Raw genomic sequence first — 24,972 nt, 5'->3', positions numbered from 1 at the left:
GGGCCTGGCCGTCCTTGCCCGTGCGGCTCGCGGGCCACCCGTCCACGGTCGTCGCGACGACTCCCACGGAAGTGCGGGGCTGCCCGGACCGGGTGCCGGGCAGCCTGCCGCGGCCTGCTCCGGTGCGGGGGAACACCGCACCGCTCCCGCCGTCCCTACTCGAAGAACTTGAGGCTCCAGCCGGTGTCGGCGGTCGGGCCGGGGACGTTGGCGCGGCTGTAGGTGGTGTTGCCCCACCAGGCGAACGTCCCGGTGTACCAGTAGCGGTTCTCCCACGCGTACGGCGTGCCCTTCGGGACCGCGTGGAACATCAGGGGGAACCTCGGGCCCGCGGGCGGGCTGGTGTTGATGTCACCGTTCAGCAGCACGAAGCTGTGGTGGCCGGGACCGTTGACGTACAGCGTCGGGTCCCAGCCCGACATCATGGTCGCGCGGTGGGAGCCGAACAGGCAGCCGTTCGACTTGTACCAGTCCCAGACGTACGTCGGGTCGCCGCCGGCCCGCAGCCGCAGGTCGGCCAGGCAGTACTGGTCGCTCCAGCTGCCGTTGGCGGAGTACACGATGTGCAGCCGGCCGTTGGGGTCCTTGACCGCCTCGGGACTCTCGTTGATGAACGGGTTGCCGACCACCCGCTCCCAGCTCTCCCGCGGTTGCGAGATCACGTGCCGCGCACCGGTGGGCGTGGTGGGGCTGCTCATCCGGGCGATGTAGAGGTTCTGCTCGACGTTGGTGTCGCCGGCCCAGCCGGACCAGACGAACCAGCGCTGCCCGTTGAAGGTGAACAGTGTCCCGTCGATGGCCCACTTGTCGTCCGGCAGTGCCAGCCGGGTCTCGCCGGTGTATCCGCTGTCCGCGGCGGCCGAGCTGATGACGTACATGCGATGGGCCGAGCCGCGGCCGGCCGTGAAGTAGATGTAGTAGCGGCCGCCGTCCGTCACGATCTCCGGAGCCCAGACCTCACCGCGGCCGGCGGCGTCCGACCACACCTGCCGGGCGGGCGCCGACGCCAGGGCGGCCGTCGACGACGCCTTCCGCACAGCGATGCCCCCACCGGTCGACTGCACCGACACATAGGTGCTGCCCACCCGGATCACACTCGGGTCCGCGGCCCGGATGGTCTGTTCCGCCTGAGCCGGCTCGGCGGACGACAGGGACATGACGGCAGCGAGGATGCCGGACAGCGCGACGGCGGCGGCGCCGGAAAGCAGGCGAGAGAACTTCATGGTCCCGTCCCATGGTTGGCCTCCGCTGCGATGCCGAGCCGGCGGGGGAATGACGGCGATAGGGATTTACATCGATGGAAGCAGTCCCCCTCAGGATCCTGACTAGTCCAGGACATGTCAATATCTTGCGCGCGCCCGTCACCCGTCGAGACCCCCGCGGCGACGTCGTCAAAGCTTCAAGTAAGGTGACCCTAATATCACAGAAACAGCCACTGGAACCAGACGCGGACCGGATCCGGCCCCGGCCCCGTTCGGGCCCGTCCGGCCCGGGACCGGTCCCCCAGCGGGCCTTTCGCCCTCCCTCGACCTCGGAGTACGCATGTCGCACGGCCCCTCGCCCGCCCTCGCCACGGCTCCCGTCACCCGCGAGGGTTACGTCGAGCTCGGCTCCGGCACGGAACTCCGCGAGCTGCTCGGCACTCCGCACCCGATCGTCATCGAGAAGGTCAGGCAGGAGCTCGACGCCGAGGACCTCGCCGTACTGGCGGACTCCCCGTTCTGCATCCTGTCCACCTCGAACAGCGCGGGCGACTGCGACGCGTCGCCGCGCGGTGGCGCACCCGGTTTCGTCCATGTCGTGGACGGGTCGACGATCGCCCTGCCCGAACGTCAGGGCAATCGCCGGGGCGACAGCCTCCTGAACATCCTGGAGAACCCGCACGTCGGCCTGCTGCACCTGATCCCCGGCAGCAAGGAAGTCCTCCGGCTCAACGGCCGGGCACGCATCCTCACGGCCGCACCGTTCTTCGACGCGATGACGGTGAAGGGCCGCCTCCCGGACCTCGCGATCCTGATCGAGATAGACGAGGTCTTCAAGCACTGCCCGCAGTCGCTCCAGCGCTCCGCGATCTGGCAGCCGGAGACCTGGCGCAAGGCTCCGGGCGCGTAGTCGGCGCACGCAGAGCCGGTGAGGGGCCGTCGCGAACGACGGCCCCTCACCGGCCCGCCGTCAGAAGCAGGTGGCGGTGTCGTCGCCACGCGCACTGCTTCCGGGTCGGCGCATTCGATCGGTGCCGGTCCCGGCCTGACGCCGGGACCGGACCGCTAGCCGGCGTACGTCTCGAACTCGGCGATCTTCGGAGTGCCGGTCGAGCTGGTGATCTCGAACGTGATCTTGCTCAGCGAGGTCTTGGGAACCGCGATGACTCCCGCACCGCTGCCGGACTTCAGGACCGTGCCGTTGTCGCCGTTGAGGACCCTCCAGGATCCGATGGCGCCCACGGAACCCGTTGCCTCACGGATGTTGACGCTGGACACGGCGGTGGCGGAGGACCACTTGACCGAGACGGAACCCGTCGAGCCGGCCGGCGACCAGTGGGTGCTCAGGTTGCCGTCCCGCACGTTGCCGTAGCTCGTCCCGGCGGCCTTGCTCGAACCGTCGGCGCCGGCACCGAGGCTGAGGTTGGTCCCGCTGGGCTGGGTCGGGTCCGGCGTCGGCGTGGTGGGACCCGGAGTGGGCGTGGTCGGAGTCGGGGTCGGGGTCGGGGTCGGATTCTGCGGCGTGCAGTTGCCGTTCGACACCTTCAGGCCCTTGTTGGCACCTGCCGTCTGGGCCACGACGTCCGGCACGCAGGCCGCCGCGTCCAGGCTGAAGGAGTACGGGATGCTGACGGTCGTGTTGGACTGCGGGTTGGGCCCGGCGGGGTTGTTCTCGCTGCTGCGGCTGGACCAGGTCACGTTGTCGAACGTGTTGCCACTGACCTGCCAGTAGCCGGCCGCGTCGGTGTAGAAGGTGCCCAGGACGTCCTTGGAGTCCTTGAAGTAGTTGTTGTCCACCTTCGCGCGCGCCCCGGCACGGGAGTTGATCCCGGACTCGTTGAGCTTCACGTAGTGGTTGTTGTAGATGTGCGCTATGCCGCCACGCAGCAGGGGTGCGCGGGAGTCGATGTTCTCGTACAGGTTGTGGTGGTACGTGATGAAGCCGTTCGAAAGCTCGGTCTCGCTCGACCCGACGAGGCCACCGCGACCGGAGTTGCGCAGGGTGCTGTAGGACAGCGTCACGTACTGGGTGTTGTCCTTCATGTCGAAGAGGCCGTCGTAGCCCTCCGACTCGCCGCCCGACGCTTCGAGTGTGGTGTGGTCGACCCAGACGTTGCGGACGTCGCTCTCCATGCCGATGGCGTCACCGCCGTTGGACGTGGGCGAGCCGGACTTCTTGACGTTCCGGACGGTCACGTTCTGGATGATGATGTTGCTGGACTCGCGGATGTGGATGCCCAGTTGGTCGAATACGGCACCGCTGCCGACACCGACGAGCGTGACGTTGCTGATCTGCTTGAGCTCGATCACGCCCGCAGCGGTGTTGCAACTGCTGCCCGACACCTTGGTGGTGTTGCCGTGGTTGATGGTGCCCTCGACCTCGATGGTGATCGGGGTACTGCTGCTGGCCCGGCCGCACAGGGCCGCGTGGATCGCGGTCCCCGTGGTGGCCCGCACCGTCTGCCCGCCGGCGCCGCCGGTGGTCCCGCCGTTCTGGGTCGCGTAACCGGTGGCACTACCGGTCACTGCCGCCGAGGCCGAGGGCATCGACACCAGCACACCGGTCGCGGCCGCCAGGGCCGTCGTGGCCAGTGCCGCACAGAGTCGCAGCGCGACTGGTTTCCTCATGCTCATTTCTCCCTGTTCGTTGCGAATGTCGAGCAGAAATGAATGCCATGTACATGTCATTCCAATACGGCGAATCCGGGCGTCCGCCGAGCTGCACCGAGCCGGGCCGGTCGGCCGGTTACGGCGTTGCTCCCGGGCGCGACCGAGCCTGCCGTCCCGTCGTGACCCGGCCTGCGTGTCCCGGCGCGCCGTCCGTGGTCGCGCTCCCACTTTCCGCCGGACCGCGATGCCTCGGACGACGACCGGCACCGGAGCCGGCGGCGCGAGCGGCCGCCGGACACTGCAGGCCGTCGCCCTGAAAGCCCCGGCGGGTGGCGCACTGCGTCTTCGGCACGGCGTGCACCCTTCGGTCATGGCGGTCGGCTTCCGGAGCGCAACCCGCACGAGACCGACATCGGCCCATGCGGAAGCTGCGGCAGGCGCGGCGGCGGCCGCACCCGCCGGAGCGGGGCTCAAGAACGGGGAAAGCGCTTTCTGTCCGCGACAATAGAGCCGCTTCCGTCGGGCTGACAAGGCTCGTGCGGCATGCGGAATGATTGCTTCGACCCGACAACCCTTCGCGTCCTGCTGCCGGTTGCCGAGGACCGATGGCCCTGCCGTCCCTCCGCCCGACCCGGGGAGAGCTCGCCACCTGCGTGTACTCCGGGGACGCTGCGGCCCAGTGCCCTGGTGGCCATCCGGCCCAGGGGCTGTCCGATGGGTCGTGCGACGCCCCTTCGGGGAACCCGTTCCGCGGGACATGGGGTGGGGAGATCTTTCGGATGAGGAGTGGGCTCGGCTGGAGCCGCACGTGCCGACGGATCACGGGCGGGGCGGGCGCCGGCAGTGTCACCGTCGAGTGATCAACGGCATTCTCTCCCGTCAACGGACCGGCCTTCCCTGGCGGGACCCGCCTCCCTGCTTCGGGAGCTGGAAGACGGTTCACTCTCTCGCCCAGGACTCCTGGAGCCACCCGCACGCCATCCGGCGAACAGCCCGACATCACCTGATCAAGTTCAGCAGCTGCACCGCCCGGGAGGGGCCCTGATGGGGGCGACCGTGCCCCCATCAGGGCTCAGCGCGTGCCGCCGACGCCGCCCTCGATGAGTGCGGACATCGCGCCCATGGTCGCCCCGGTGACATCCCCGGTGACGTACACGACCGCCGTGCGCGAGCCGTCCGCCGTGACACCGGCCCACGCGTGGTAGCCGAGCAGTTCGCCGAAGTGGGAGAAGAAGCTGCCGCCGCCGGGGAGCGGCAGTTCAGCGAGGCCGAGGCCGTACCGCGCACCCTCGATGCCGATCCCGGACGCTGGGACGGTGGCGGTCATCTCGGCGAGCCGCGGCGGGGGAAGCAGCTCCCCGCCGAGCAGCGCGGCGTAGAAGACGCTGAGGTCGCGGACACTGCTGATGAGGGCACCGGAGCCAACAGCCATGCTGGGGTTGAGAAGCGTGACGTCGAGCGGTGTCTCGGTGCCGAACGATGCCCAGCCGCGCGCGTGTGGGCCGGGGACGAACGGTGACTCGTCGGGGGCGCTGGTGGCCTCGAGGCCCAAGGGGCGGATGATCCGGTCGGTGATCTCCACGGCCCAGCTCCGGCCGGTGATCCGCTCGATGATCATCGCGGTGAGCAGGTAGTTGGTGTTGGCGTACGACCACTTCTCGGGTGCCCTCCCGAGCCGCAACGCCGCTCCTGCCAGCTCCTCCGGCGTGTAACTCCGCAGCCGCTCCGCCCGGTAGCCCTCTGCGCTGGTCAGCGCCGGGATCTCGGGGTCGAGCAGACGGCTGGTGTGGCGCAGCAGGTCGCGCACGGTGATGTCCCGCGCAACCTCCGGCAGCCAGTACCGTACGGGGGTATCCAGTTTCAGGTCGGCAAGCTGGAGTGCGACCACCGCCGTGAACGTCTTGGTGAGGCTCCCCATCCGGAACCGGCCTTCGCGCGGCGTCCCGGCGAACGCGTGGCGCCGGCCGTACGGCGACACCACCTCCGCGCCGACTCCCGCGACGCCGGTGGCCAGGATCGCGTTCACCTGCCGGCGGAGATCGCCGTTCGTCGCGGCGGCTGCGGGTGGTGCGGCCGGGCCCCTGGAGGCGGGTGCTGACGCCGCCGTCGGCCCCCCGGTGAAGCCCACCAGGGCCGAGGCCATGCCGACGGTCAGGACAGCCCGGCGTGAAACAGGGACGCGCATGGTGTTTCCCCTTCCGTTTCTCCCATCCCACCACCACCGGAGGCCCACGCCCATCCAGCTGTCCTCCCCTCGGCCCCCCGGCCGGCCCCCGGTGAAGCCCGGGGGATGCCCACCGGGCCCGGTGGGTCGTGTCGCGTCGAGGGGGCCTTGCGGCCGGCTCGGTGTGGGGCCCCGGGTGCGCTGTACCGGGCACCATGTCCTCCAGCATGGTCCGCCGGACAGGCCCCAGCGGGCGATGCTCCACGGAGGAGGCGCCCCGGCCGCCACCGCCCCGAAGAGGTGCACGGGGACCGCATACGCATCCCCGCACGCCGGCACCGACGGCCACTCGTGGGCCCTGCCCGCCCATGGCCGGAAAAGCGGCGGGCCCCGCCCCTGCCGAAGCATGAAGGCGGGGCCGTGCGGGGTCCCCGGTCTCGGGGGCGTCCGGGCCCGCGCGAGCTCAGCATTGCACCAGATTGAGCCAAATGACAGAGGGGTGACTGAAAACAGCCAGTCGGCAGGACGGGTACCGCGTGACCGACGCGGCGCCCCGGCGACCTGGCCCGGGCACCAGCCGCAGAGTCCGAGCACCACCGCAGGCAGATGCATGAGGCCCTGGGACAACGGCCATTGACGGTCGCGGGCTGTCCGACCGAGTGGCCGGCGGCGGAGGCCAGTCGGGCTGGTGGAGGAGCGTCGCGATGCCACTCCCCTCAGCCCGCCGGACCGCCGGTCGCGCCGCCCGCTCGGTGCACCGAGCGGTTGGATCAGCGCAGTCGGTCGTAGACCACGGCCATCTCACCGAGATCGCCGGTCTCCTGACGGACGATCTTCCATTTCGAGTGCGGCAGGCCGTCGTCGAACAGCCGCTGTCCGCCGCCGACGATCTCGGGGCAGATCATGAGGTACAGCCTGTCCAGCAGGTCTGCCGCGAGGAGCGGTTTGATGACGCTGGCGCTGCTGTTGACGAGGATGTCGCCCTCACCCGTGGTCCTGAGGTCGGCGACGACGTCCGCGGCGGGGGCGTTCACCACGCGGGCGTGTGCCCACGGAGCCTCGGCCAAGGTGGTCGAGAACACCACCTTCTCCGTGTGGACCAGCCACTTCGCATATCCACGATCACGCGGATCGGCGTTCTCGTCCGCGGCGACCGACGGCCAGTACCCCAGGAATCCCTCAGCGTTGACCCTGCCGAGCAGCGCCGTCGTGGCGCCCTCCCAGATACGGGTGAGGTGGTTTCGCGCCACCTCGGTGGTCACGTACGGGGCGAACGCACCGAAATCATGGGCCCCGGCGGGACCGTGGTAACGCCCGTCGAGGCTGAGGGCCAGGTTGGCGGTCACCCTGCGGCCGGTCGAGTCGGTCATGTCGCGCTCCTCGTATCAGCACTGTCCGTGTCGTGCGGGCCCGCGGCGAGGGCTGCCGTGAGTTTGTCGAGGCTCTGGCCGAAGCCGATCTCGATCCCTGCGATGAAGTCGGCGGAGTCGACCGCGCTGTCGGCTGTCCGCCAGTGGATCCGAGGGTGCGGCGCGGGCCCGTTCCCGGTCTCGGGCCTCTCAGACCCCGCCCGCGCCCGACGCGTCCTCCGCCGTCACGTCCTTCGCCGCCTCCTGCAGCACCTCCGCGAGCCCTTCCGTGGTCAGCACCATGCTGACCGGGGCCGAGCTGTTGAGACACAGGCTGTGGTCCGGGGGGATACGGCCGAGCAGGTCCACCACCGGCAGCTGTTCGAACCCCAGCCGCCCGACGCCCTGGAGATGGCGAGGGGAGGTGAAGACGGGGACCACCGCCGTGCCGTCGGGTGCGGAGGCGCTCACCGGCTCGCCGCCCGCCGTGACCAGCACCGCGACCTCGGCCCTGGCCAGCGCGGCGGTGACGTCCTCCACCGGGCCGTATCCGGTGGTGGCGAGCTGGATGGCACGGTCCACGTCGTCGGCCGGCTCGGGCCAGCCCATCGCCTCGGGTGAGGGCCTGTAGTCCTCGTTGTCCTCCCACTCGACGATCTCGCCCTCCGAGTCGGAGCGCCACTGGCCGACCACCGCCCACTCCGGCGGCGGGCCCTCCCCCTGCCAGGCGGGATCGGACAGGTAGAGCCAGTGGTCGGGTGCCAGCCTGGCGGCCCGGACGAACTCCTCGGGTGGCGCGGGGTCCATGGGGGTGACGGCAGGGGTTCCGGCGCCGGACTCACTCATCTTGGCCTCGCTTGCTGGGGGTATCCGGGTAGGTACGGGGGAGCCCGACGGCCGGTGCCGGGGCGCCGGGGGCGGGTTCGCCCCTCGTCTCCTCCCACCGCGCCCGCAGATCGTCCACCGGGACGAGCAGGGCAGCGGGGGCGGACGAGCTGAGGAACATCACGTCCCGGCCGGGCGGGAGCCGGTCCAGGAGGTCGGGAAGCGTCATCATCACATGCGCGGGAAGGGTGTCCACCGCTTCCTGCGGCGGCACCGGGAAGACGGGCACCACGTGCGCGCCGCCCGGTGCCCGCGTCCACGCCGGCTCCCCTCCCCCGTCCACGCACACGGCCACGAGGCCGGCCTCCGCCAGTGCCTCGGTGACGTCCGCGTCCGGGCCGTAACCGGTGGCGGCCAGGTGCACGGCCGCGTCGGCGTCGCTGACCGGCGGAGCCCAGCCGAGCGCCGCGGGTGAGGGCCGGTAGTCCGGGTTGGTCTCCCATTCGACGATCTCGCCGTGCACGTCACTGCGCCAGCGGCCGAGTACGGCCCAGGGCGGCGGGGGCTCCTCGTCCGTCTGGCCGAGCCAGTGCCGGTCGGTCATCGACAGCCAGTGGTCGGGCGCGGTACGGGCCGCCGCGACGATGTCCTCGGGCGGCACGGGGAAGTCCGGCATGCCCCGGGCGACGGTGGCGGGTATCGGCGCGACGGAGCCTTCCGGCTGTCCGCCAGAGGTCGGCACAGGGGGCACTCCTGTCATTCACGCCGGGCGGATGCCCGGCTCGCGGAGGAAGACGACGATGACATCTCATCACCGGGGTGCGCGGTCGTCGTCCCCCGCCCCCGTTCCGTCGGCACGCCCGGCGCCCTCGGCCTTCGCGGCCTCCAACGCGGCGAGCAGAGCCCGTGCGTGCTCGTCCGGGAAGAGTCCCTCCCGGGCGACGAAGGTCCGCAGTTCCTCCTCGGTCAGCGGGTGGACGTCCCAGTACCGGCCCCAGTTGTTCTCATAGACCGAGGCCGCAGTGCGGTCGCTCTCGTCCAGGGCGTGCTGGGCGCCGGTCATCACCTCGTGGAAGCTGTGGTGGCCCACGCCCACCAGCACGCTCACCAGTCCGGTCCTGATCAGGCCGAGGTCCACGGGCACGCCCGCGAGCCGGGTGAGCCGGGCCACGTGCGTCATGATGCGGTAGGCGCTGCCCGAGGTGCCGGTCAGCACCAGACCACCGGAGTCCTCGGAACGCGCTTGGAAGTCGGCGGCCATCGGCAGCGTGTGCGTCAGCCCGGCCGGCGACCAGAGCAGGACTCCGTCCCGGACCGCGAGACGGCGTTCGGCCGGGCTCAGCGCGGGCCAGACCTCGTGGGGCTGCAGCGGTGTCCGCAGCATCGCGTCCAGCTCCTCCATCTCCTGTTCCTCGTCCTCGGGGTCCAGACCCGCCGCGAGGAGTTCGGCCCGCTCCCGCTCGTACCGCCGGAGCTGTTCGGTCCGGTGCCGGTCGCGGCGCTCCAGTCCGATCACCGGGTGCTGGGGCTCGACGCCTCCCATGAGGTACGGGACGAGGTCCCTCGCCACACCGTTGAACAGGAACGTCACCCGCTCACGCAGGTTGCCGGACTCCACCACCCGCGCGAGTTTCTCGTACGAGGTCCCGACGGATCCGGCGTCCTCGCCGCTCCTGCTGCCGAACTGCCGGTAGTCCGTGCGGTTGTGCAGTGCGATCGCCCAGAACGCCCGCACGACCTTGCCGAACTCGTCGTTGACCCGGGCGTTCTCGCCCAGGTACGCGGCGAGGCTCTGCTCGAAGTACAGGGCCTCCTGCGCGTAGCGGACGCGTGCCAGGACCCAGGGAGGTGCGGCGAGTTGCTCGGTCCGCTCCTCGGACTCCGGCGTCTGCGCAGGCTCGGCGCCCCGTCGGGCACCCCCCGGCACCGGGGTGGCCTCGCGGTCCGTGGACGGCTCCCGGCCCTGCGACGGCCGCGGCGCCGGTTCGTCGTCCGAGTCGGACTCGTCGTCACGCGACAGCAACGGCCGCGGGTCATCGTCCACATCCGAGTCGTCGTCACGCGACAGCAACGGCCTCGGATCGTCGTCCACATCCGAGTCGTCGGCGTCCGAGTCCAGGGACAGGGCGGGGAACGATTCGAGCACCTGGGCGGCCGGCTCTCCCGGGCCCGCGAAGTCCGCGTCCACGACGGAGGTCCGGCCGACGACGGCGCCCGGAGCGACCGGTGCGAAGTGCGGATTGGCGACGTACGGCCCCACCGGGACGCCGTACTCCATCGGCTGCGCGCCGCGGATGAAGCCGCGGCCGATGCCTCCGGGGAAGAGCACCTCCTCCTGGTCGGGGAAGGGAGAGGCCAGGCCCAGGGTGGCGTTCACGTCGATGCCGCCGGGTGCCTGGATGTCGTAGCGCCAGCGGTAACGGCGGTACAGGGCGGGGGCGCCCATCGGGTTCGAGCGGGCGCTGTCGCGCACGTAGGTGCGGCTCGCGGTCGTGCTCGCGAAGACGGTGTGCGGGACCAGGGCGCTGCCGCCGTAGACGTGGTCGATGAGGTGCACCATCTCCGGGCCGTACGGCTTGAGCCCTTCGCGGAAGACCCGCTCGGGCCCGTCGGGGCTGAAGCGGTACAGCGGGGCGTCGTGGTCGCGCCACAGGGCCTCGGGGAGCGTGCTGCCGGCCAGTGCGGCCGGGTCGGCGGCGACGGTGGCCGGGTCGACGGGCGGGGTCGGGCTCACCGGCCCGGTGGCGGGCCAGCCGGCCGGCACCGGCGGGGGGCCGTCCGGGGCCGGGGTGTGTGGCACCGTCAGCAGGCGGGAGGAGGCGACGAGCCCGCGGCCGGGCATGTACCAGTCCCAGGCCGGGCCCTCGGTGTACACCCGTCCGGACATGTCGGTGACGCCGCCGGCGGACGGGCCCTCGGACCTGTACTCGCCCCGCAGTCCCAGTGCCGGTATCTCGGCCGCGAAGACGTGGAAGTCCGGATCGTCCTGGCCGAAGCCCCACACCGTGTGCCGGTCGGTGGAGTCGGCCACCGGGAAGGCCTCCAGCGTCTCCGCGAACCGCAGGTCGAACTGCCCGTCCGCCGAGTAGGGCAGGGGCTGGGCCGCCGGCGGCTCACCGTCGGCACCCGCGTGCCACTCGGCGGTCCCCACGGCGTCCGACGTGTCCGCGTCGGCGGCCGGTTCGGCGGAGGGGAGGCGCGGCACGGTGCGGCGCCAGACGCCGGGCCGCTGCCGGCCCGGGGCCGTGGTCCCCGGTGTCCCCGGCTGCGCCTCGCGCCGCGGCTGCGGAAGGGCCGTCACGAGGCCCGGCTCCGTGGCGCTGCCCTCGGACAGCACGAGCGTGCCGCCGTAGCTCCACACGGTCCGGTCGTTCCTGACCGCGAAGTACTGCTGCGCGTGCCCCTTTCCGGTCCCGAGCCCGGGCACCAGCAGGGCCAGGGGGCGGTGCCGGCCGATCAGCGGCAGCTCCGGGTCGGCCTCCAGCAGCTCGTAGAACTCCTCCGCGGTGATCTGTACGGTGCCCTCCGGCAGCCGCAGGATCACCGCGCCGGCGGCATTCGTCTCCGCGTGCACGAAGTACGGGGCGGTGGCGCCCTCCTGCGCCCAGGGGGCGAATTCGAGCGTCGTGGCGTTCTCGCCGGGGCCGGTCCCGACCACGTTCAGGCGTGACGGCTCCAGCCCGCCGGGGAGCGGTGTGGAGCCCCAGTTGCGGCCCTGGAGCGTCCCGTCGGGGGTGCGGATACGGCTCTCGCCGGCGAACGCCCCCAGCGTCTCCAGGTGGAACACGGACAGTTCGCCGGGGCGGCCGATGTCCCGTCCTGCGGCGGCGGCCTGTTCGGTGAGTTCGCGCAGCCGGGTCTCCGCCGGCGCGTCCCAGGGGGACCCTGCGGGCAGGTGAAGCACGGCGCGCCCCAACTCCCGCAGCTCTGACGGGGACTTGGCGTCCAGCAGGCGCGAAGCACCGGTCATCGCCCACAGGGCACGGGCACGGGCACGCGGCGTGAGCGGGCCGGTGGGCATCCTGAGCACGGCGCGTGCGGCTCCGTCGCCGCCCGAGGCGAGCCGGTCCAGCGCGGCCCGCAGCGCGGGCGCGTCCCATACGGCGGTGAGCGCGGCGTCCGGCGCCGCCGCCAGGGCGCGGTCGAGCACGGCTTCGAAGTCGGCCGGTACCGGGGCGGGCCCGTCCGGCGACGACGCCAGGAGCTCCCACAACTCCATGCGCAGCGGGGTGAGCGGGCTCAGCGCCGGGTCGTTCGCCCGCAGCGTCTCCAGTGCGCCGATCCCGCGCAGCAGCCGCTCGTACCGGCCGCCCGGCACACCGCGGTCGGCCTCGGCCTCGTTGCCGAAGACCATGCGCAGTGCCCGTACGAGCCTCAGGGCGCGCGGCCCCTCGTCGTCCCAGGCGGGGACACCCGTGGCATGCGGGAGGGGCCGCAGCCCGGCCTGTCCGGTCACCTCGGCCGTCAGGTTCACCGGCTCGGGCAGGAAGGTCTCCATGCGCGACAGGGTGCCGTCGGGCGTCGCCGCGAGCAGCCGCACGGTGTCGTTGTAGCCGGTCCTGCCGGTGGCGGCGGTGGTGGTGCGCCCACTGTGGTTGGCGGCGTGCTGCGCAAGCGCGACCTCCTCCAGGGGGTCCTCGACCGGCGGCGCGGGCCTGATGAGGGACTGTTCGCGCAGCGGGTCGCCCGCCACGGCGCCGTAGCAGCTCGCGACGTGCAGCTCGTCCCCGGCCGCCCGCGCGACCAGCTCCGGCAGCCCGCCGATGTAGCGTCCGCCGTCCTCGGCGCCCAGCAGCAGCACCCGGCCGTCCTTGTGCACGAGCTTCAGCCCGCCGGGGACGCCGTGGGCGTGGAAGGTGTGGACCGACGCCTCCGGGTCCGGGGTGGTCTCCTCCGAGTCGACCTGGTGGTAGGCGTCGCCGAGACGGAGCACGTGCGCGCGTTCCCGCATGCCGCGGTACAGCCGCAGCCGCCGCTCGCGCAGCCGCCTGCGCCCGTCGTCCGGCATCGACTCGCGGCCCTCGAAGCGGTGGTCCGCGCCGACCAGCGGGCGGGTCTCCACATCACTGTCCCGGAACCGGATGCCGTCCGCCGTGACCCACTCGCGGTCCACCGCGGGGCCGGTCCCGTCCGGCGACGGATCGAACGGCACCCAGTCGCCGTACGCGTCGTCGGGATCCGCGTCGACGAGCGACGGCACGTGCGCGCCCGCCGCGGCGGGCGTCCCGTCGGCCGTGGTCCCGCTCACGGGGGCCAGGAGGCGTCCGTCGCCGCTGGGCGCCCAGACCCTGCGTCCCAGCCGCTCCGCCACGGCTCGCGCCAACTGCCCGTACTGGGAGCCCGCGTAAGGGCTCACCAGCACCACCGGGACGTCGCGCGGCAGGGACGCCAGCACGGGATCGGCCGCGAGGAGGGCGGCCGCCGCCTGCGGATCCAGCTCCCGGCCGTCGGCGATCAGGGACTCGTCCCAGCCGCCCTCGGTCGCCACCACGTACGCCTCGGTACCCCATGGGGCGGGCTCGTCGGAGACCCTGTGCAGCTCTCCGTCCCGCAGCTCGTGGAGCTGTATGCGTGAGACGTCGACGCTCCTCGTCCCGGAGCCGGTCCAGTCGCGCCCGCGGGGGGCGCCGTGGGCGTCGGTCATCAGCGTGGCGCCGGACAGCAGCGGGTCCGAGGCGGCGTCCACGGCGCCGGTGGACGGAAGCGGGCTGATGGACCGCGCATCGGAGGTCCCCGAGGAGGACACGGGCGAGGCCGGGGCGGACGCCGTGTCGGAAGCGGGGGCGAAGGCCCAGTCCGGGTCGGACGGCAGCGTGCGGGCGGCCGGCTCCGGAGTGGCGGACCGTCCGGCCGGTACCGCCCGGGTGCCCGACGGGAGGGCGCCCCTCGTCCCGGAATCCGTGGCCGGGGCCGGGACCGTAACGGGTTCCGGGGCCGGGTCCGGGGTGACGGTTCCCCGTCCGGTGGAGCGGGGCACCGGCGCGGGGAGCGTGCGGGGCGCGTCCCCGGGCGCGGTGTGCTGGACCGGGCGTGCGTCGTGCCAGACGTCGGTCCCCTGCATGCTCCCGACGACGGCCGAGTCGCGCAGGGTCAGCACCGGCTGTCCGGAGTCGCCGGCCCCGGACAGGTCCGCGGGGAAGTCGGTCCACCACACGGTGCGGCCCAGCCCCTGGGCGATCCGGTGGGCGACGTCCCCGGCGTCCGCGGGCGGTCCCGAGAACGCCAGGACGACGGGGGTGGTCAGGTCCCTGCGCATCAGCGGGAGGTCGTTCGCGAGCAGGTCCAGGAGCTCGCCGGTGGGAACGCCGGCCGTCTCACCGTCGTAGGACAGCTGGAGGAGGTCCGGGTCGTGCGCGTCCGGGGCGACCCGCACCAGGTACGGGGCCGGCACGCCCGGCCCCTGCTCCCACGGCGCGTCCACCAACGCGGCGGGCGTGCGGAACTGTGCCAGGTCCACGCTCGACGGCGGCTGTCCACCGGTGAAGTCGCGGCCCCCGCGGGCACCGCCCTGGACCGTGCGCAGTCCGGTGGTGGTGAACACCCCGGACTCCTCCAGGTCGTACGCCGCCGCGACGTCCGGATCGGACGCCTGGCGGCCCGCGGCGAAGGCGCGGGTGAGCAGGTCCGTCGCGTCCCCGCGCTCCGCGTGGCCCGTCCGTGAGCCGGGGGGCAGGTGGAGGACCTGTGCGATGAACGCGTCCTGGTCCGCGCCGAGCGCGAGCAGTGTCTCCTCGGCCTTGCCCCGGGCCCAGAAGATGCGCGACCGCTCGGTCTCGCCGACCGCGTCGGGATCGATGTCCAGGGCGTCGGCGGCCTCGGCCACGGGGTCGCCGTCCCGCATCCACTGGGCGGCGGCCTCCACGGCCGGCAGGTCCACGAAGCCGACCAGTACGTCCCCGGGCCACATCGTCCACTGCTCGGCGGCGGCCTTCAGCACGCGGCGGGTGCTCTCGTGGTTCACGCCGGACGCCGCCCCGGGGTGCGCCTCGACGACGCGGCGCAGCAGGTCCAGCGTGAACGGACCGGCCGTGTCGAAGTCGGAGTCGCTGCGCCACATGTGGTCCACCGCCGCGGCACCGCGCAGCAGATCACCGAAGTCGGGCGCGGCGTCCACCTCGTGGCCGAACGTGAGCCGCAGCGCCCGCACCAGGCGCAGCGTCCTCTCGCGGCTCGCCTCCGTCGGGTGTCCGTCGCGCGGGGTGAATCCGGCGATCTCGGCCAGGCGGTCCAGTGCGGGGCCCGCGGGCTCCGGCCGGAAGAGGTCCCACGCCCGGTGGCGTCCCTGCGCGTCGGCGTACAGGGTGCGCGTGTAGCGGCCGTTGGCCGACCGCGTTCCCTGCGAGCTGTACGCCAGGCGGACGGTGCGCCCCGTGCTGTTCGCCAGGTGCTGCCCCATGGACACGTCGCGCAGCGGGTCGGGGACGAACGGGCCGGGGAAGGCGTCGCCCACGGTGTCGGGGGCCGGTACCGCGCTGCCCCTGGGAGCTCCGCTCCAGCAGACCACCAGGTCGATCCAGTGGTCCGCGGGCAGGCTCGCCAGGCTCTTGCGGCGCTTGAGCCACGCCCCGGCCTCCCGCTCGTCGGCCAGTCGGACGGTGCCGTCCTGCAGCGCCAGCTGGAGGAGGCCGGGTTCACCGTGTATGTCCAGGCGGTAGGCGGTGTCCTCGGGGCCCGGGCGCGGCAGGTCGTGCTCCTGGGAGATCTCGTTCGTGGCCGGGTAGTGGTGCACGAACGTCGTCATCCGGTCGAGATGGCGGCCGTCGTCCTCGAAGTGCTTCGCGTACTCGGCGGGGTGGTGCGAGGCACGGCCGATCTGCTTCCCGCTGAGCGCGCTGACGAGGGGACGGGTGACCACGTCGCGGTGCCAGTCCGGTGCGTCGTCGTCGGGGTCGGGCGCCAGGCCGGGCTCGCTCGCGATCCAGTCGCCCTGCGGGACGCCGGGGCGCCGGACGGTGTCGAGGGTGCTCGCCGCGCCGGGCGCCGAGCTGAGCGTCACATCGCCGCTGTGCGCCCACACCGTCAGTCCGGTGCGGTCCGCGAGCTTGCGCGGCAGATCGAGGTAGCGGTCCCCGGCGAAGGGGATCGCCAGCACGATCGGGGTGCCCTGCGCGATCCCCTCCCCTGCCACGTCCGCCGCCACCAGCTCCACGAACTCGTCGACGCCCAGGTCGCGCGTCGAGCCGTCCGGCAGCCGGGCCTCCACCCGGTCGTGCTGCCCGTCGGCGGCCACGACGTACGGGGTCACGCCCGGCGCCCAGGGGGTCCGCACGGTGTCGAGGATGTCGTACGTGCCGGACGGGTTGTCCTCCAGTACGTCGCTGTTGGCGGTGTCCAGCTCCGCGACGGCGTCCTCGTCCCAGTTGAGGCCGGGTACACGGCCGCCCCCGACGGTGAAGTGGCGTGCGCGGCCCGGCGCCCTCACGCCCAGCTCGGTGAGGTGGAAGGCTCCCAGCGCCGCGAGGCTCGTCGCCGCTCCGGCCGCCCTGGACCGTTCCACCAGGGCGAACAGCTCCTCGCGCAGGTCCTGTCCGACGCTCGCGCCGGAGTCCAGGTGCAGGATGCGGCGGGCGAGGGCGTCGATGTCCAGCGGGCGGTCGCGCAGTGACGGGTCGTGTCGGCGCAGGGAGTCCAGCGTCTGCACCGCTGAAGCGTCCGGCTGCTGGGAGATGCCGATCGTGGCCTGCCGCCCCAGCTCGGCACGGGTCACGCCGTCGAGCGCGCCCGTGCCCACCCAGTCGGCGGGGACGCGTGCCGCGCCCCGTGCGCCGACCGTGAAGTCCTCGACGGCAAGCCTGGGTTCGCCGACGGGGCGGTCCTGCTGGAGGTCGTCCAGCGCGCGGGCCAGCAGACGCCGGAACAGGTTGCGCGCGGCCTGCGCGCGCCGCGTCCCCGTCGCGGCCTGCTCGGTGGGCTCGCCCCGGCGCGCGTCGGCGCCGTAGCCGGTGACGGCCACGCGCGGCAGCGACGCACCCGCCTTCCGGTTGCGCAGCCCGGTGGCGGCCACCTGGGCCGCCAGCCTGCGCAGCCCGTCCGCACCGTTCGTCGACGGGGTCGTCGCCCCGTGCCCGTACGCCACCAGGCTGCGCGTCGGCAGGGCGGGCAGCGGCGGAGCGGCCGGGGCCGTGCGCACCGGCGGGGTGAGCGTCGGCGCCGAGGTCATCTCCACGCCCTGCATGGGGTCTCCGGCCGAGGAGCGGGCCTTCGCGGGCGGGGCCACCGTCGCATCGGCTCCGGTCGGCAGGTCGCGCGCGGCCGTGGGGTCACCGGCCACCGCGCCGTCCTCGGCCGGGCCCGCCGTGCCGGGCAGCTGCCCGGCGGGCAGCGGCGGTGCGACGGGGCGCAGGCCCTCCTGGGTACCGGCCGGGGCGACGGGCCGTGCTTCCTGCCAGTCGGCGGCCGTCGGGCTGGTCAGGGTGATCAGGGAGTCGACGAGGGTGGGCACCGGGGTGCCTGCGTCGTCCGTCCCGGACAGGTCCGCCGGGAACGGACTCCACCACACGCTCCGGCCCAGCCGTTGGGCGATCAGGTCCGCGAGGCCGGACGCGGGCCCGTCGAGCCCTTCGAGCACCAGGAGGACGGGGGTGTTCAGGTCCTTGCGTCGCAGATCGGGGTCCGCGGCGAGCAGTTCGGCGAACTCGGCGGCCCGCACCCGGTACGACCCGCCGCCGAAGCCCACCTCGAGGTGGTCGTTGTCCTGCAGGTCCACGTACGCCCGCACCAGGTAGGGGACGGGCTTGTCCTTCCCGTACACGTCCTGCCCGGCCCACGGTGCGTCGGCGAGACCGCTCGGCGCCCGGAACCGGCCCAGCTCGGGGAACGCCGCCGAGCCGTCCTTCCAGTCGCGGCCCTCGCCCGTGTGGGAACCCATCATCGTGAACGTCGAGGGCTCGTCGAAGGCGCCGCGCGCCTCCAGGTCGTACGCGGCCGCCACGTCCGGGTCGGACATGTTCCGGCCGGCCGCGAACCCGCGGGTGAGGAGGGTCAAGGCCGCGCCGCGCATCCCGTCGTCCACGTCGACGGCGGGGTCGAAGTGCAGCACCTTCGTGGTGAGCGCGTCCGCGTCCGGGCCGGCGGCGAGCAGCGTCTCCTCGGCCTTGACCCGCGCCCAGAACATCCGCGCCCGCTCGGCCGCACCCACCTGACCGGTGTCGGCGAGCTTCAGCGCGGCGACGGCCGTCGCGTCCACCGCCGTCGTGTCCGTGAGCCACCTGGCGGCCGAGTCCAGCACCGGAAGGTCCACGAAGCCGGTCACGGGCAGGGCGGATCCGGGCTGCCGCGCCTGTGCCGCCGCGGCCAGCACACGGCGGGTGGACTGCCGGTCCACCCCGGCCGCGGCCTCCGGGTGGGCGGCGATCACCCGGCGCAGCAGGTCCACGGAGAACGGTCCGGCCGGGCCGAGGCCCTGGTCGGCGTACCACATGTCGACGACCGCGGCGGCCCCGCTGATGAGGGTCGCGAAGTCGTCGGCGTCCTCCACGTCGTGGCCGAGGACCAGCCGCAGGGCCCGCACCACGCGCAGCAGTTCGGTGCGGCTCCGCTGCGACGGCTCGCCCGGGAGACCGGCAAGCCCCGCCAGCCGGTCCAGCTCGGCCTCGTCGGGCTCCGGGCGGCTGGTCTCCCACCACCACTGGCGTCCGCTCGCGTCGGTGAACAGCACCCGCACGGGGTCGCCCTGGTACGTGAACGTGCCCTGCACGGCGTACGACATGCGCACGGTGCGCCGCGTCTCGTTCGCCAGGTGCTGCCCCATGGAGAGGGCGTCGTCCGACAGCGGATCGGCTGCGAACGGGACGGGGACGGCGGTGCTGACCTGGGAGAGGTCCTGCGTGGCGCCGTCCTGCGGAATCGAGGAGTAGCAGACCACCATGTCGATCCAGTGGTCCTCGGGCAGGCTCGAGAGGCTCTTGCGCCGCCGCAGCCACTGGCCGGCCTCGTGCCGGTCGGCCGACTTCGACCCGCCGCCGGCCAGGGGCAGCATCAGCCGGCCCGGCAGACCGTGGCCGGCCAGGTGGTACGCCTTCTCCTTCGGGCCGGGGTCCGCCAGCGGAAGCTTGGCGGAATACGCACCGGTGGCGGGGCTGTAGTGGACGAACACCTTCATCTGGTCGAGACGGGCGAAGTTGTCCTCGCGCGACGACTCGGTGAGCTCGCCGGGCTCGTGCAGACTGCGGCCGATCTGCTGCCCGGTCAGCGCGCTCACGATGGGCTGGGTCAGCACGTCGCGGTGCCAGTCCGGGGCGCCGTCCTCCGCGTCGGGTGCCAGGCCGGGCCGGACCGGGATCCATGAGCCGTGCGGCATCCCGTCCCGCTGGATCACGGCGATGGTGTTCACCGCGGCCGGATCGGGGTTGCGCCGTGCCAGGCCGCTGTGCACCCACACGGTGTGACCGGTGCGCCCGGCGAGCTTCCTCGGCAGTTCAAGGTAGCGGTCACCGGCGAAGGGGACCGCCAGGACGATGGGGGTCGTGGTCGGCAGGCCCTGCCGGGCCAGGTCGGCCGCGACCAGCTCGACGAACTCGTCCACGTCGAGGTCCCGGGTCGTCCCGTCGGGCAGCCGTGCCGTCACCATGTCGTGGCGTCCGTCGGCCAGGACGGCGTACGGGTTCACGGCGTCCCACATCCACGGGGCGAAGTCCGAGCCGCCCGTGGGGGCGAAGCCGCCCGCCTGATCGGGCGTGAGGCTCTCGATGAGCATGGTGTCCAGCTCGACGGTGTCGGGCCCGGACCAGTTCAGGCCCGGCACCCGGTTCCCGCCGACGGCGACGTACCGGGCGCGGTCCGCCGCGAGCACGCCCTCCTCCTCGAGGTGGAACGCCGTGAGTGCGGCCAGACCGGTGGCCCGCCCGGCCGCGAGCGCCCGCTCGACCATGGTGTACAGGTCCCTGCGCATCTCCGGGTCGACGAGGACGTGGGGGTCGAGGTGGAGGATGCGCCGGGCGACCGCGTCCACATCGAACGCGCCGGCGCGCAGCGCGCGGTCGTCGCGGCGCAGCGCGTCCAAGGTGTCGACCGCCACCGCGTGCCCGGGCGAGGTGAGGGCGATGGTGGCCTGCCGGCCCAGATCCGTGCGGCTCACCGGCTCGGACGAGCCCACGGTGACGCCCTGGCCGGGCACGCGTGCCCGGCCGCGCGAAGTGATCTTGAAGTCCTTCGCGGTCAGCCGGGTGCGCCCGGCCGGCAGGTTCTTCTGGAGGGCGCTCAGCGCGTCGTCGAGCTCCCGGACGAAGAGCTCGTGCGCGGTCCGCGCACGCCGGTCGCCCGTCTGCCGGGCGGCCTGTTCCCGCTCCTGGGCGGTGCCGGCCCCGCGGGCATCGGCGCCGTACCCGGCGATGTCGATCCTCGGCAGCGGTACCCGCGTGCGCAGGTTGCGCAGACCGGCCTTCGCGACCTGGAACGCCACTCGTCCGACGCTCTCCTGTGCGTCGGCCGAGGGGCGCGTCTCGCCCATGGCGTACGGCACGAGGCTCAGCCGGGGCAGGGGGGCGAGCGGCCGGGCCGCCGCCGCGGTGGCCGTCGGCGCGACGAACACCGGCTGTCCGCCGTCCGTGTCCAGCTCGGTCATGTCCGGGCCGGTCGGCTCCGGATCGGTCATGTCGACGTCGGCCGCGTCCGGACCGGTCGGGCCGGCGAGGTCCGTTCCTGGCAGGTCGAAGTCGAAGTCGAAATCGAAGTCGCCGACGTCGAGGCCGTCCCAGGCCGACAGGTCGAAGTCACCGAAGTCGATGGAGTCCGGGCCGGGGTCGGCCGGCACCGACATGTCGAAGTCGGGCATGTCGGCGTCGGCCCCCGACTGCGCCACCGGCACCTGTTCCGGTTCCCCGGGTTCCCCGCTGTCCGTGGGGGGCGCGGTCCAGCGCTGCCGCAGGCCCAGGCCGAGTCGGAGCGTGTCGGCGAGCTCCGTGGCGGACGCCGGGGCGGGCCCGGTGCCGGTCCCCGCCTCCAGGAGGTGGCCGGCGACCCGGCCCACCGCTTCGCGGAAGCCGTCACCGGCGTACCGGGAGTCGGCGAGGACGTCGTGCGGCTCCGCCGGCAGCACCAGGGAGACGGCAGCGTCCCAGGCGCGGGTGGTGTCGGCGGCGGTGGTGCCCTCGGGTGCCGCGTCCGCGAAGTCGGCGTGCGCCCGCGTCCACAGCCGGCGCGACGCGTTCGCGGCGGCCCTGTCCGCCGTGGCCGTCCAGGCGCCGTGCCCCGCCATCCGCACCCGGACCAGGTCCAGCGGCGCGAGCGCGCTCGCGGGCAGCCGGTCGTCGCCGCGGAGCGCCATCTCCGTCCGCTGGCCCACGGAGAGCGTGATGCCCCCGGCCTCCAGTTCCCGCGGACCGACGGTCTCCTCCCCGGTGGGCAGCGACGGGGTGGACGGCAGGTCGGCCTCGGTCAGCTGCCCCGCGATCCAACGGCGTTCACCGGCGTCCCTCGGGACGGCCGGGGCCGCGTCACCGGCGTCGGTGGTGTCGTCGCGGCCGGCCTCCCGTGCCGCGCCGAGGTCTTCCGGAGCGACACCCAGGGTCCACAGCCGCGCCTCGGCGTCCTCCAGTGCGCGGCGTGCCTCGTCGACCCCGGCCCAGGCGTCCGCCACCGCCGTCTCGTCGCCGCTGATCCGCTCCGTCGTCGCGGCCGCGGCGGCGGCTCCGCCGAGCGCGGTCAGCGCCCGCGCGTGCGCGTCCCAGGCATCGTCCAGGTCCGTGCCGGCTCCGGCGACCACGGCCGTACGGGGCGACCGCGCGTTGGTCGCCACCGCCGTGCCCGTGGTGGTGGAGCCGTCTCCGCCGGACGGCGTGATCCGTCCCCAGGTGCCTGCGGTGGCCGGCTGCCCGTCCGGGCCCGGCAGCAGGGCGACGGTGTACGTCCCGGTCGCCGGGTCGTGATGGAGCGTGGTGGGGCTGTGGGTGGCCCACCAGTTCCGGGCCGAGTTCCGGGCGCCCTCGCCCGGGACACTGCCCTCGGCCGGCTGCGCACCCGCCGGCCGGCCGTGCGGAACCACGGCGATGACCTCGGCGTACCCGTCCTCGGCGAGCAGCTCCGGGTCACGGAAGACGAGTTCGCCGAACTCCTGGGGCGGCACCGCTCCCTGCATCCACAGCCCGTTCGCGTCACCGTCGGCGACGTACACGAAGGGCCTCGGGCGGTGCGGGTCGGCCGTCCAGGGCGCGGGCTCGGTGCCGACGGGCGCGAGCGAGCCGTCGGGCGCGTATCCGAGCAGGGTCACGACGCCCGGGTCGAACGTGCCGTGCGGCCGGGATACGCCGTCCAGCGCCCGGCCCCACGCCTCGCCGTCGTCGTCCGTGAGGAGCCGGTCGGACTCCAGCGCGCCCTGCTGCTCCAGGTGGTGTGCGGCCACCTCGCTCAGCTGCCACGGGTCGCGGCCGACGGCCGCCGCCCGCCGTGCGACGACGACCGCTTCCCCGAACCGCGCCGGGTCGGGGGCGGGCAGGTGCAGCACCGCGGCGGCGAACGCGCCCGGATCCACGTGCCCGGTCACCATGGCGACCTTGTACGACGCCCACAGCAGCCGCGACCACTCGGCCTCGCCCACCTGGGCCGAGACGTCGAGCCCCAGGACGTGCCGGGCGACGTCCTCGCGGTGCGGCGTGGAGGCGAGGTCCGACAGCATGTGGACCAGGTGCGGCAGCGCGATCCAGTCGGTGAGGGGACCGCGCAGCCCCGCGTCCCACCGGCGGGCCGCCTCCGCCAGGAGGGCCCGGTGGCCGTCGGGCGTGAACTGCGGGGCCCGCCCCTGCGGGAGCCCGCCCGTGTGGAAGCCGGTCAGGAGCTGCTCGTACAGCTCCAGGGTGAACGCGCGCGCACCGTCGCGGTCCAGGTTCGGATCGGCCTCGCGCATCAGGTCGAGCGCGCCGATGCCACGCAGCAGCACCGGGTACTCCGGGCTCTCGTCGACCGTGGGGCCGAAGGCCTGGCGCAGTGCCCGGACCAGCCTCAGGGTCCGCTCGCGTGCCGCCTCGGGGACGGGCCCGGGACCCTGGTGCAGCCCGGCGTCGCGGGCCCGCCGGTCCAGCGCGTCCCCGGCGGGCTCCGGCCGGAACATCACCCACGGGTGGGCCTGGCCCCGGGCGTCGGTGTGCAGGCTGAGGTAGGTGTCCTGGTCGTCGGTCCGTGACTGGACGGCGGCGTTCATCAGGGTGGTCGCGAACACCGTGCGGCCGGTCTCGTTGGCCGTGTGCTGGCCGACCGCGACGGCCGCGAGCGGGTCCGGCACGAACGGCAGCGGACCGTCGATGTGCAGCCCGTGCATCTCTCCGATGCCGGGGGCGGCCGCCGCGTAGCAGACGAGCAGCGCCACGGGGTGCTCGGGGGCGAGCGAGGCCAGGCTGCGGCGGCGGGCGAGCCTGCGGGCGAACTGCGGCCCGTCGTCGGTCCGCTCCCCCTCCGGGGTGTGCCAGGTGACGGAGCCAGGCAGACCGTGGTTGTTGGGGAAGTACGGTGCCGGCAGGTTGAGTTCGACCCAGGGGACGGGGGAGGTCGGGCCCTTGGGGTCGTAGGAGGTGCGCTGGAACGTGTAGGAGGTGACCCTCCCGAGCCGGCTGTGCGTCAGCGTCCGCGACCAGCCGCCGTCGTCCGACCCGGCGAGGTCCATCGAGATGTAGCCCGTGGACCGGTTGCCGTGGTGGGCGACGGAGAGGGCGCTGATCTGGTCGTCCCCCGTGTCTGCGGGCGGGGTGGACGTCATGGCGGGCGTGTTGGCGAACCACTGGCCCCTGGGCGCCTGCGACTCCTCGTCCAGCAGCAGGACCACCGAGCGGTCCGGGGCCTCGGGGAGGCGCCCGATCGCCGACCGGCCGGTGGTGGCCCACACCTCTCGGCCGAGCCGGTCGGCGAGGCCGCGCGGCAGGTCCAGGGACGCGGCGGTGGGACGGGCGACGTGGAGCAGCAGCGGCCCGGGGCGGTCCGCCAGGTTCCGGTCGAGGGCCATCAGCTCGTGGAGGACCTCGGGCGGTACGGGACGCGCGAACCCGCCGAGCCCGCGCACCACGACACCGTCGGACCGGGCGCCCATCAGCACGAGGTACGGGTCGGGGTGGCCGGGCGTGGAAAGCCACGGGGCGGTCTCGAGCCCGCTGTGGCGGGTCGATCCGTCAGGGGCGCGGGAGACCCGGCCGGTGCTGCCCGGATCGAAGTCGGCGGGCAGGGGCCGGCCGAGCCAGTTCCAGCCGCGCGGGCGGCCCTGGGCGTCGGTGAGCCGGAAGTCCGCATGGAACGCACCGCGTTGGGCGAGGTAGGCGGCGGACAGCGCGGCCAGAGTGGTGGCGCCCGTGGTGAGGGGGGCCGTCACCAGCCGCACCAGGGCTCCACGCGCCGCGGCGTTCACCGTGTCGGAGGGATCGAGCAGCAGCACCCTGCGGACCAGCGCGTCCAGGTCCAGGAAGCCGCCGCGCAGCTCCGGGTCCGCCGCGCGCAGCCCGTCCAGTCGTTCCAGCCCCGCGGCGGCCCGGTCCCGGTCGACGTTGGTCAGGGCGCCCAGGCCGTACAGCGCGTCCAGGACGGCCGTGCGGTGGTCCTCCGCCTCGTGGGGCGACGCCTCCGGGGGCGTGGCGGCGGTGCCCCGGTGCGTGGCGGGCGGATGCGGCATCTGGGGCGCCGGGTGGTTCGGCTCGGTGGCGACGGGCCTGGTGTGGATGGGGCGGGGGGCCCGTCCCTGGCGGTGCGGGAGAGCGGTGCGGGAGCCGGGGCCGTCCTGACGCGTCACGGTGCCCGGCTTCGGCTCCAGCTCGTCGAGGAGGGCCTGGGCGTGCTCGTCGGGGAAGAGCCCGTCCCGCGCGACGTTCTCCCGCAGGTCCTGCTCGTCGAACGGGTGGATGTTCCAGTA

The 24,972-nt window shown here is 73.7% G+C and carries 9 protein-coding genes and 1 pseudogene (1 of these 10 cut by a window edge); 2 read left to right on the top strand and 8 right to left on the bottom strand.

Features of this window, described 5'->3' with window-relative positions; all coding sequences use genetic code 11:
* Nucleotides 1-155 precede the first annotated feature (155 nt).
* The gene (locus OG927_RS25200; protein WP_330320816.1) at nucleotides 156-1,223 is read right to left on the bottom strand and encodes a glycoside hydrolase family 43 protein; all 1,068 of its coding nucleotides are present in this window, start codon (nucleotides 1,221-1,223) and stop codon (nucleotides 156-158) included.
* A gap of 319 nt (nucleotides 1,224-1,542) precedes the next feature.
* On the opposite strand from OG927_RS25200, the gene OG927_RS25195 reads away from it, so the two are divergent.
* Nucleotides 1,543-2,112 (top strand): MSMEG_1061 family FMN-dependent PPOX-type flavoprotein, encoded by a 570-nt coding sequence (locus tag OG927_RS25195; RefSeq protein ID WP_056789312.1) that lies wholly within the window; start codon nucleotides 1,543-1,545, stop codon nucleotides 2,110-2,112.
* A 155-nt stretch (nucleotides 2,113-2,267) separates the two neighbouring features.
* Here OG927_RS25195 and OG927_RS25190 read toward each other — a convergent pair whose 3' ends face one another.
* Entirely contained in the window at nucleotides 2,268-3,830 is a 1,563-nt protein-coding gene (locus tag OG927_RS25190; RefSeq protein WP_330320815.1) for a pectate lyase family protein, read from the bottom strand.
* A gap of 739 nt (nucleotides 3,831-4,569) precedes the next feature.
* On the opposite strand from OG927_RS25190, the gene OG927_RS25185 reads away from it, so the two are divergent.
* Complete coding sequence (locus OG927_RS25185) at nucleotides 4,570-4,857, top strand: transposase (protein WP_330321353.1); 288 nt, start codon at nucleotides 4,570-4,572, stop codon at nucleotides 4,855-4,857.
* 27 nt (nucleotides 4,858-4,884) lie between these two features.
* On the opposite strand, the gene OG927_RS25180 is transcribed toward OG927_RS25185, so the two are convergent.
* The 6 genes and pseudogenes from OG927_RS25180 to OG927_RS25155 all read right to left on the bottom strand — a co-directional run.
* The gene (locus tag OG927_RS25180; RefSeq protein WP_056789304.1) at nucleotides 4,885-5,997 is read right to left on the bottom strand and encodes a serine hydrolase domain-containing protein; all 1,113 of its coding nucleotides are present in this window, start codon (nucleotides 5,995-5,997) and stop codon (nucleotides 4,885-4,887) included.
* Nucleotides 5,998-6,746: 749 nt separating this feature from the next.
* Nucleotides 6,747-7,346, bottom strand: a complete 600-nt coding sequence (locus OG927_RS25175; protein WP_209469574.1) for a dihydrofolate reductase family protein — start codon at nucleotides 7,344-7,346, stop codon at nucleotides 6,747-6,749.
* Nucleotides 7,343-7,495 (bottom strand): annotated as a pseudogene (locus OG927_RS25170) (metalloregulator ArsR/SmtB family transcription factor); the annotation flags it as partial. The pseudogene OG927_RS25170 and the gene OG927_RS25175, both read right to left, overlap by 4 nt.
* A 40-nt stretch (nucleotides 7,496-7,535) precedes the next feature.
* Entirely contained in the window at nucleotides 7,536-8,171 is a 636-nt protein-coding gene (locus OG927_RS25165) for a type VII secretion system-associated protein (RefSeq protein ID WP_056789298.1), read from the bottom strand.
* On the bottom strand, nucleotides 8,164-8,892 hold the full coding sequence (locus OG927_RS25160; RefSeq protein WP_330320814.1) for a type VII secretion system-associated protein: 729 nt from the start codon (nucleotides 8,890-8,892) through the stop codon (nucleotides 8,164-8,166). Before OG927_RS25160 ends, OG927_RS25165 begins: the two co-directional genes overlap by 8 nt.
* Nucleotides 8,893-8,961: 69 nt before the next feature.
* Nucleotides 8,962-24,972 carry the 3' end of a lonely Cys domain-containing protein gene (locus OG927_RS25155; protein WP_330320813.1) on the bottom strand. The gene runs 23,163 nt beyond the window's last position, so only the last 16,011 of its 39,174 coding nucleotides appear in the window; the start codon falls outside the window, past its right edge; it ends in the stop codon at nucleotides 8,962-8,964.

This window comes from Streptomyces clavifer, from assembly GCF_036345975.1.
GTDB lineage: Bacteria > Actinomycetota > Actinomycetes > Streptomycetales > Streptomycetaceae > Streptomyces > Streptomyces clavifer.
The sequence above is the reverse complement of the archived record's forward strand: the minus strand, read 5'-3'. Positions and strand labels throughout refer to the sequence as shown.

Excerpts from the sequence above, each read along its gene's own strand:
- OG927_RS25200 (WP_330320816.1), bottom strand. The coding sequence starts at position 1,223 with ATGAAGTTCTCTCGCCTGCTTTCCGGCGCCGCCGCCGTCGCGCTGTCC.
- OG927_RS25195 (WP_056789312.1), top strand. The coding sequence starts at position 1,543 with ATGTCGCACGGCCCCTCGCCCGCCCTCGCCACGGCTCCCGTCACCCGC.
- OG927_RS25190 (WP_330320815.1), bottom strand. The coding sequence starts at position 3,830 with ATGAGGAAACCAGTCGCGCTGCGACTCTGTGCGGCACTGGCCACGACG.
- OG927_RS25185 (WP_330321353.1), top strand. The coding sequence starts at position 4,570 with ATGGGGTGGGGAGATCTTTCGGATGAGGAGTGGGCTCGGCTGGAGCCG.
- OG927_RS25180 (WP_056789304.1), bottom strand. The coding sequence starts at position 5,997 with ATGCGCGTCCCTGTTTCACGCCGGGCTGTCCTGACCGTCGGCATGGCC.
- OG927_RS25175 (WP_209469574.1), bottom strand. The coding sequence starts at position 7,346 with ATGACCGACTCGACCGGCCGCAGGGTGACCGCCAACCTGGCCCTCAGC.
- OG927_RS25165 (WP_056789298.1), bottom strand. The coding sequence starts at position 8,171 with ATGAGTGAGTCCGGCGCCGGAACCCCTGCCGTCACCCCCATGGACCCC.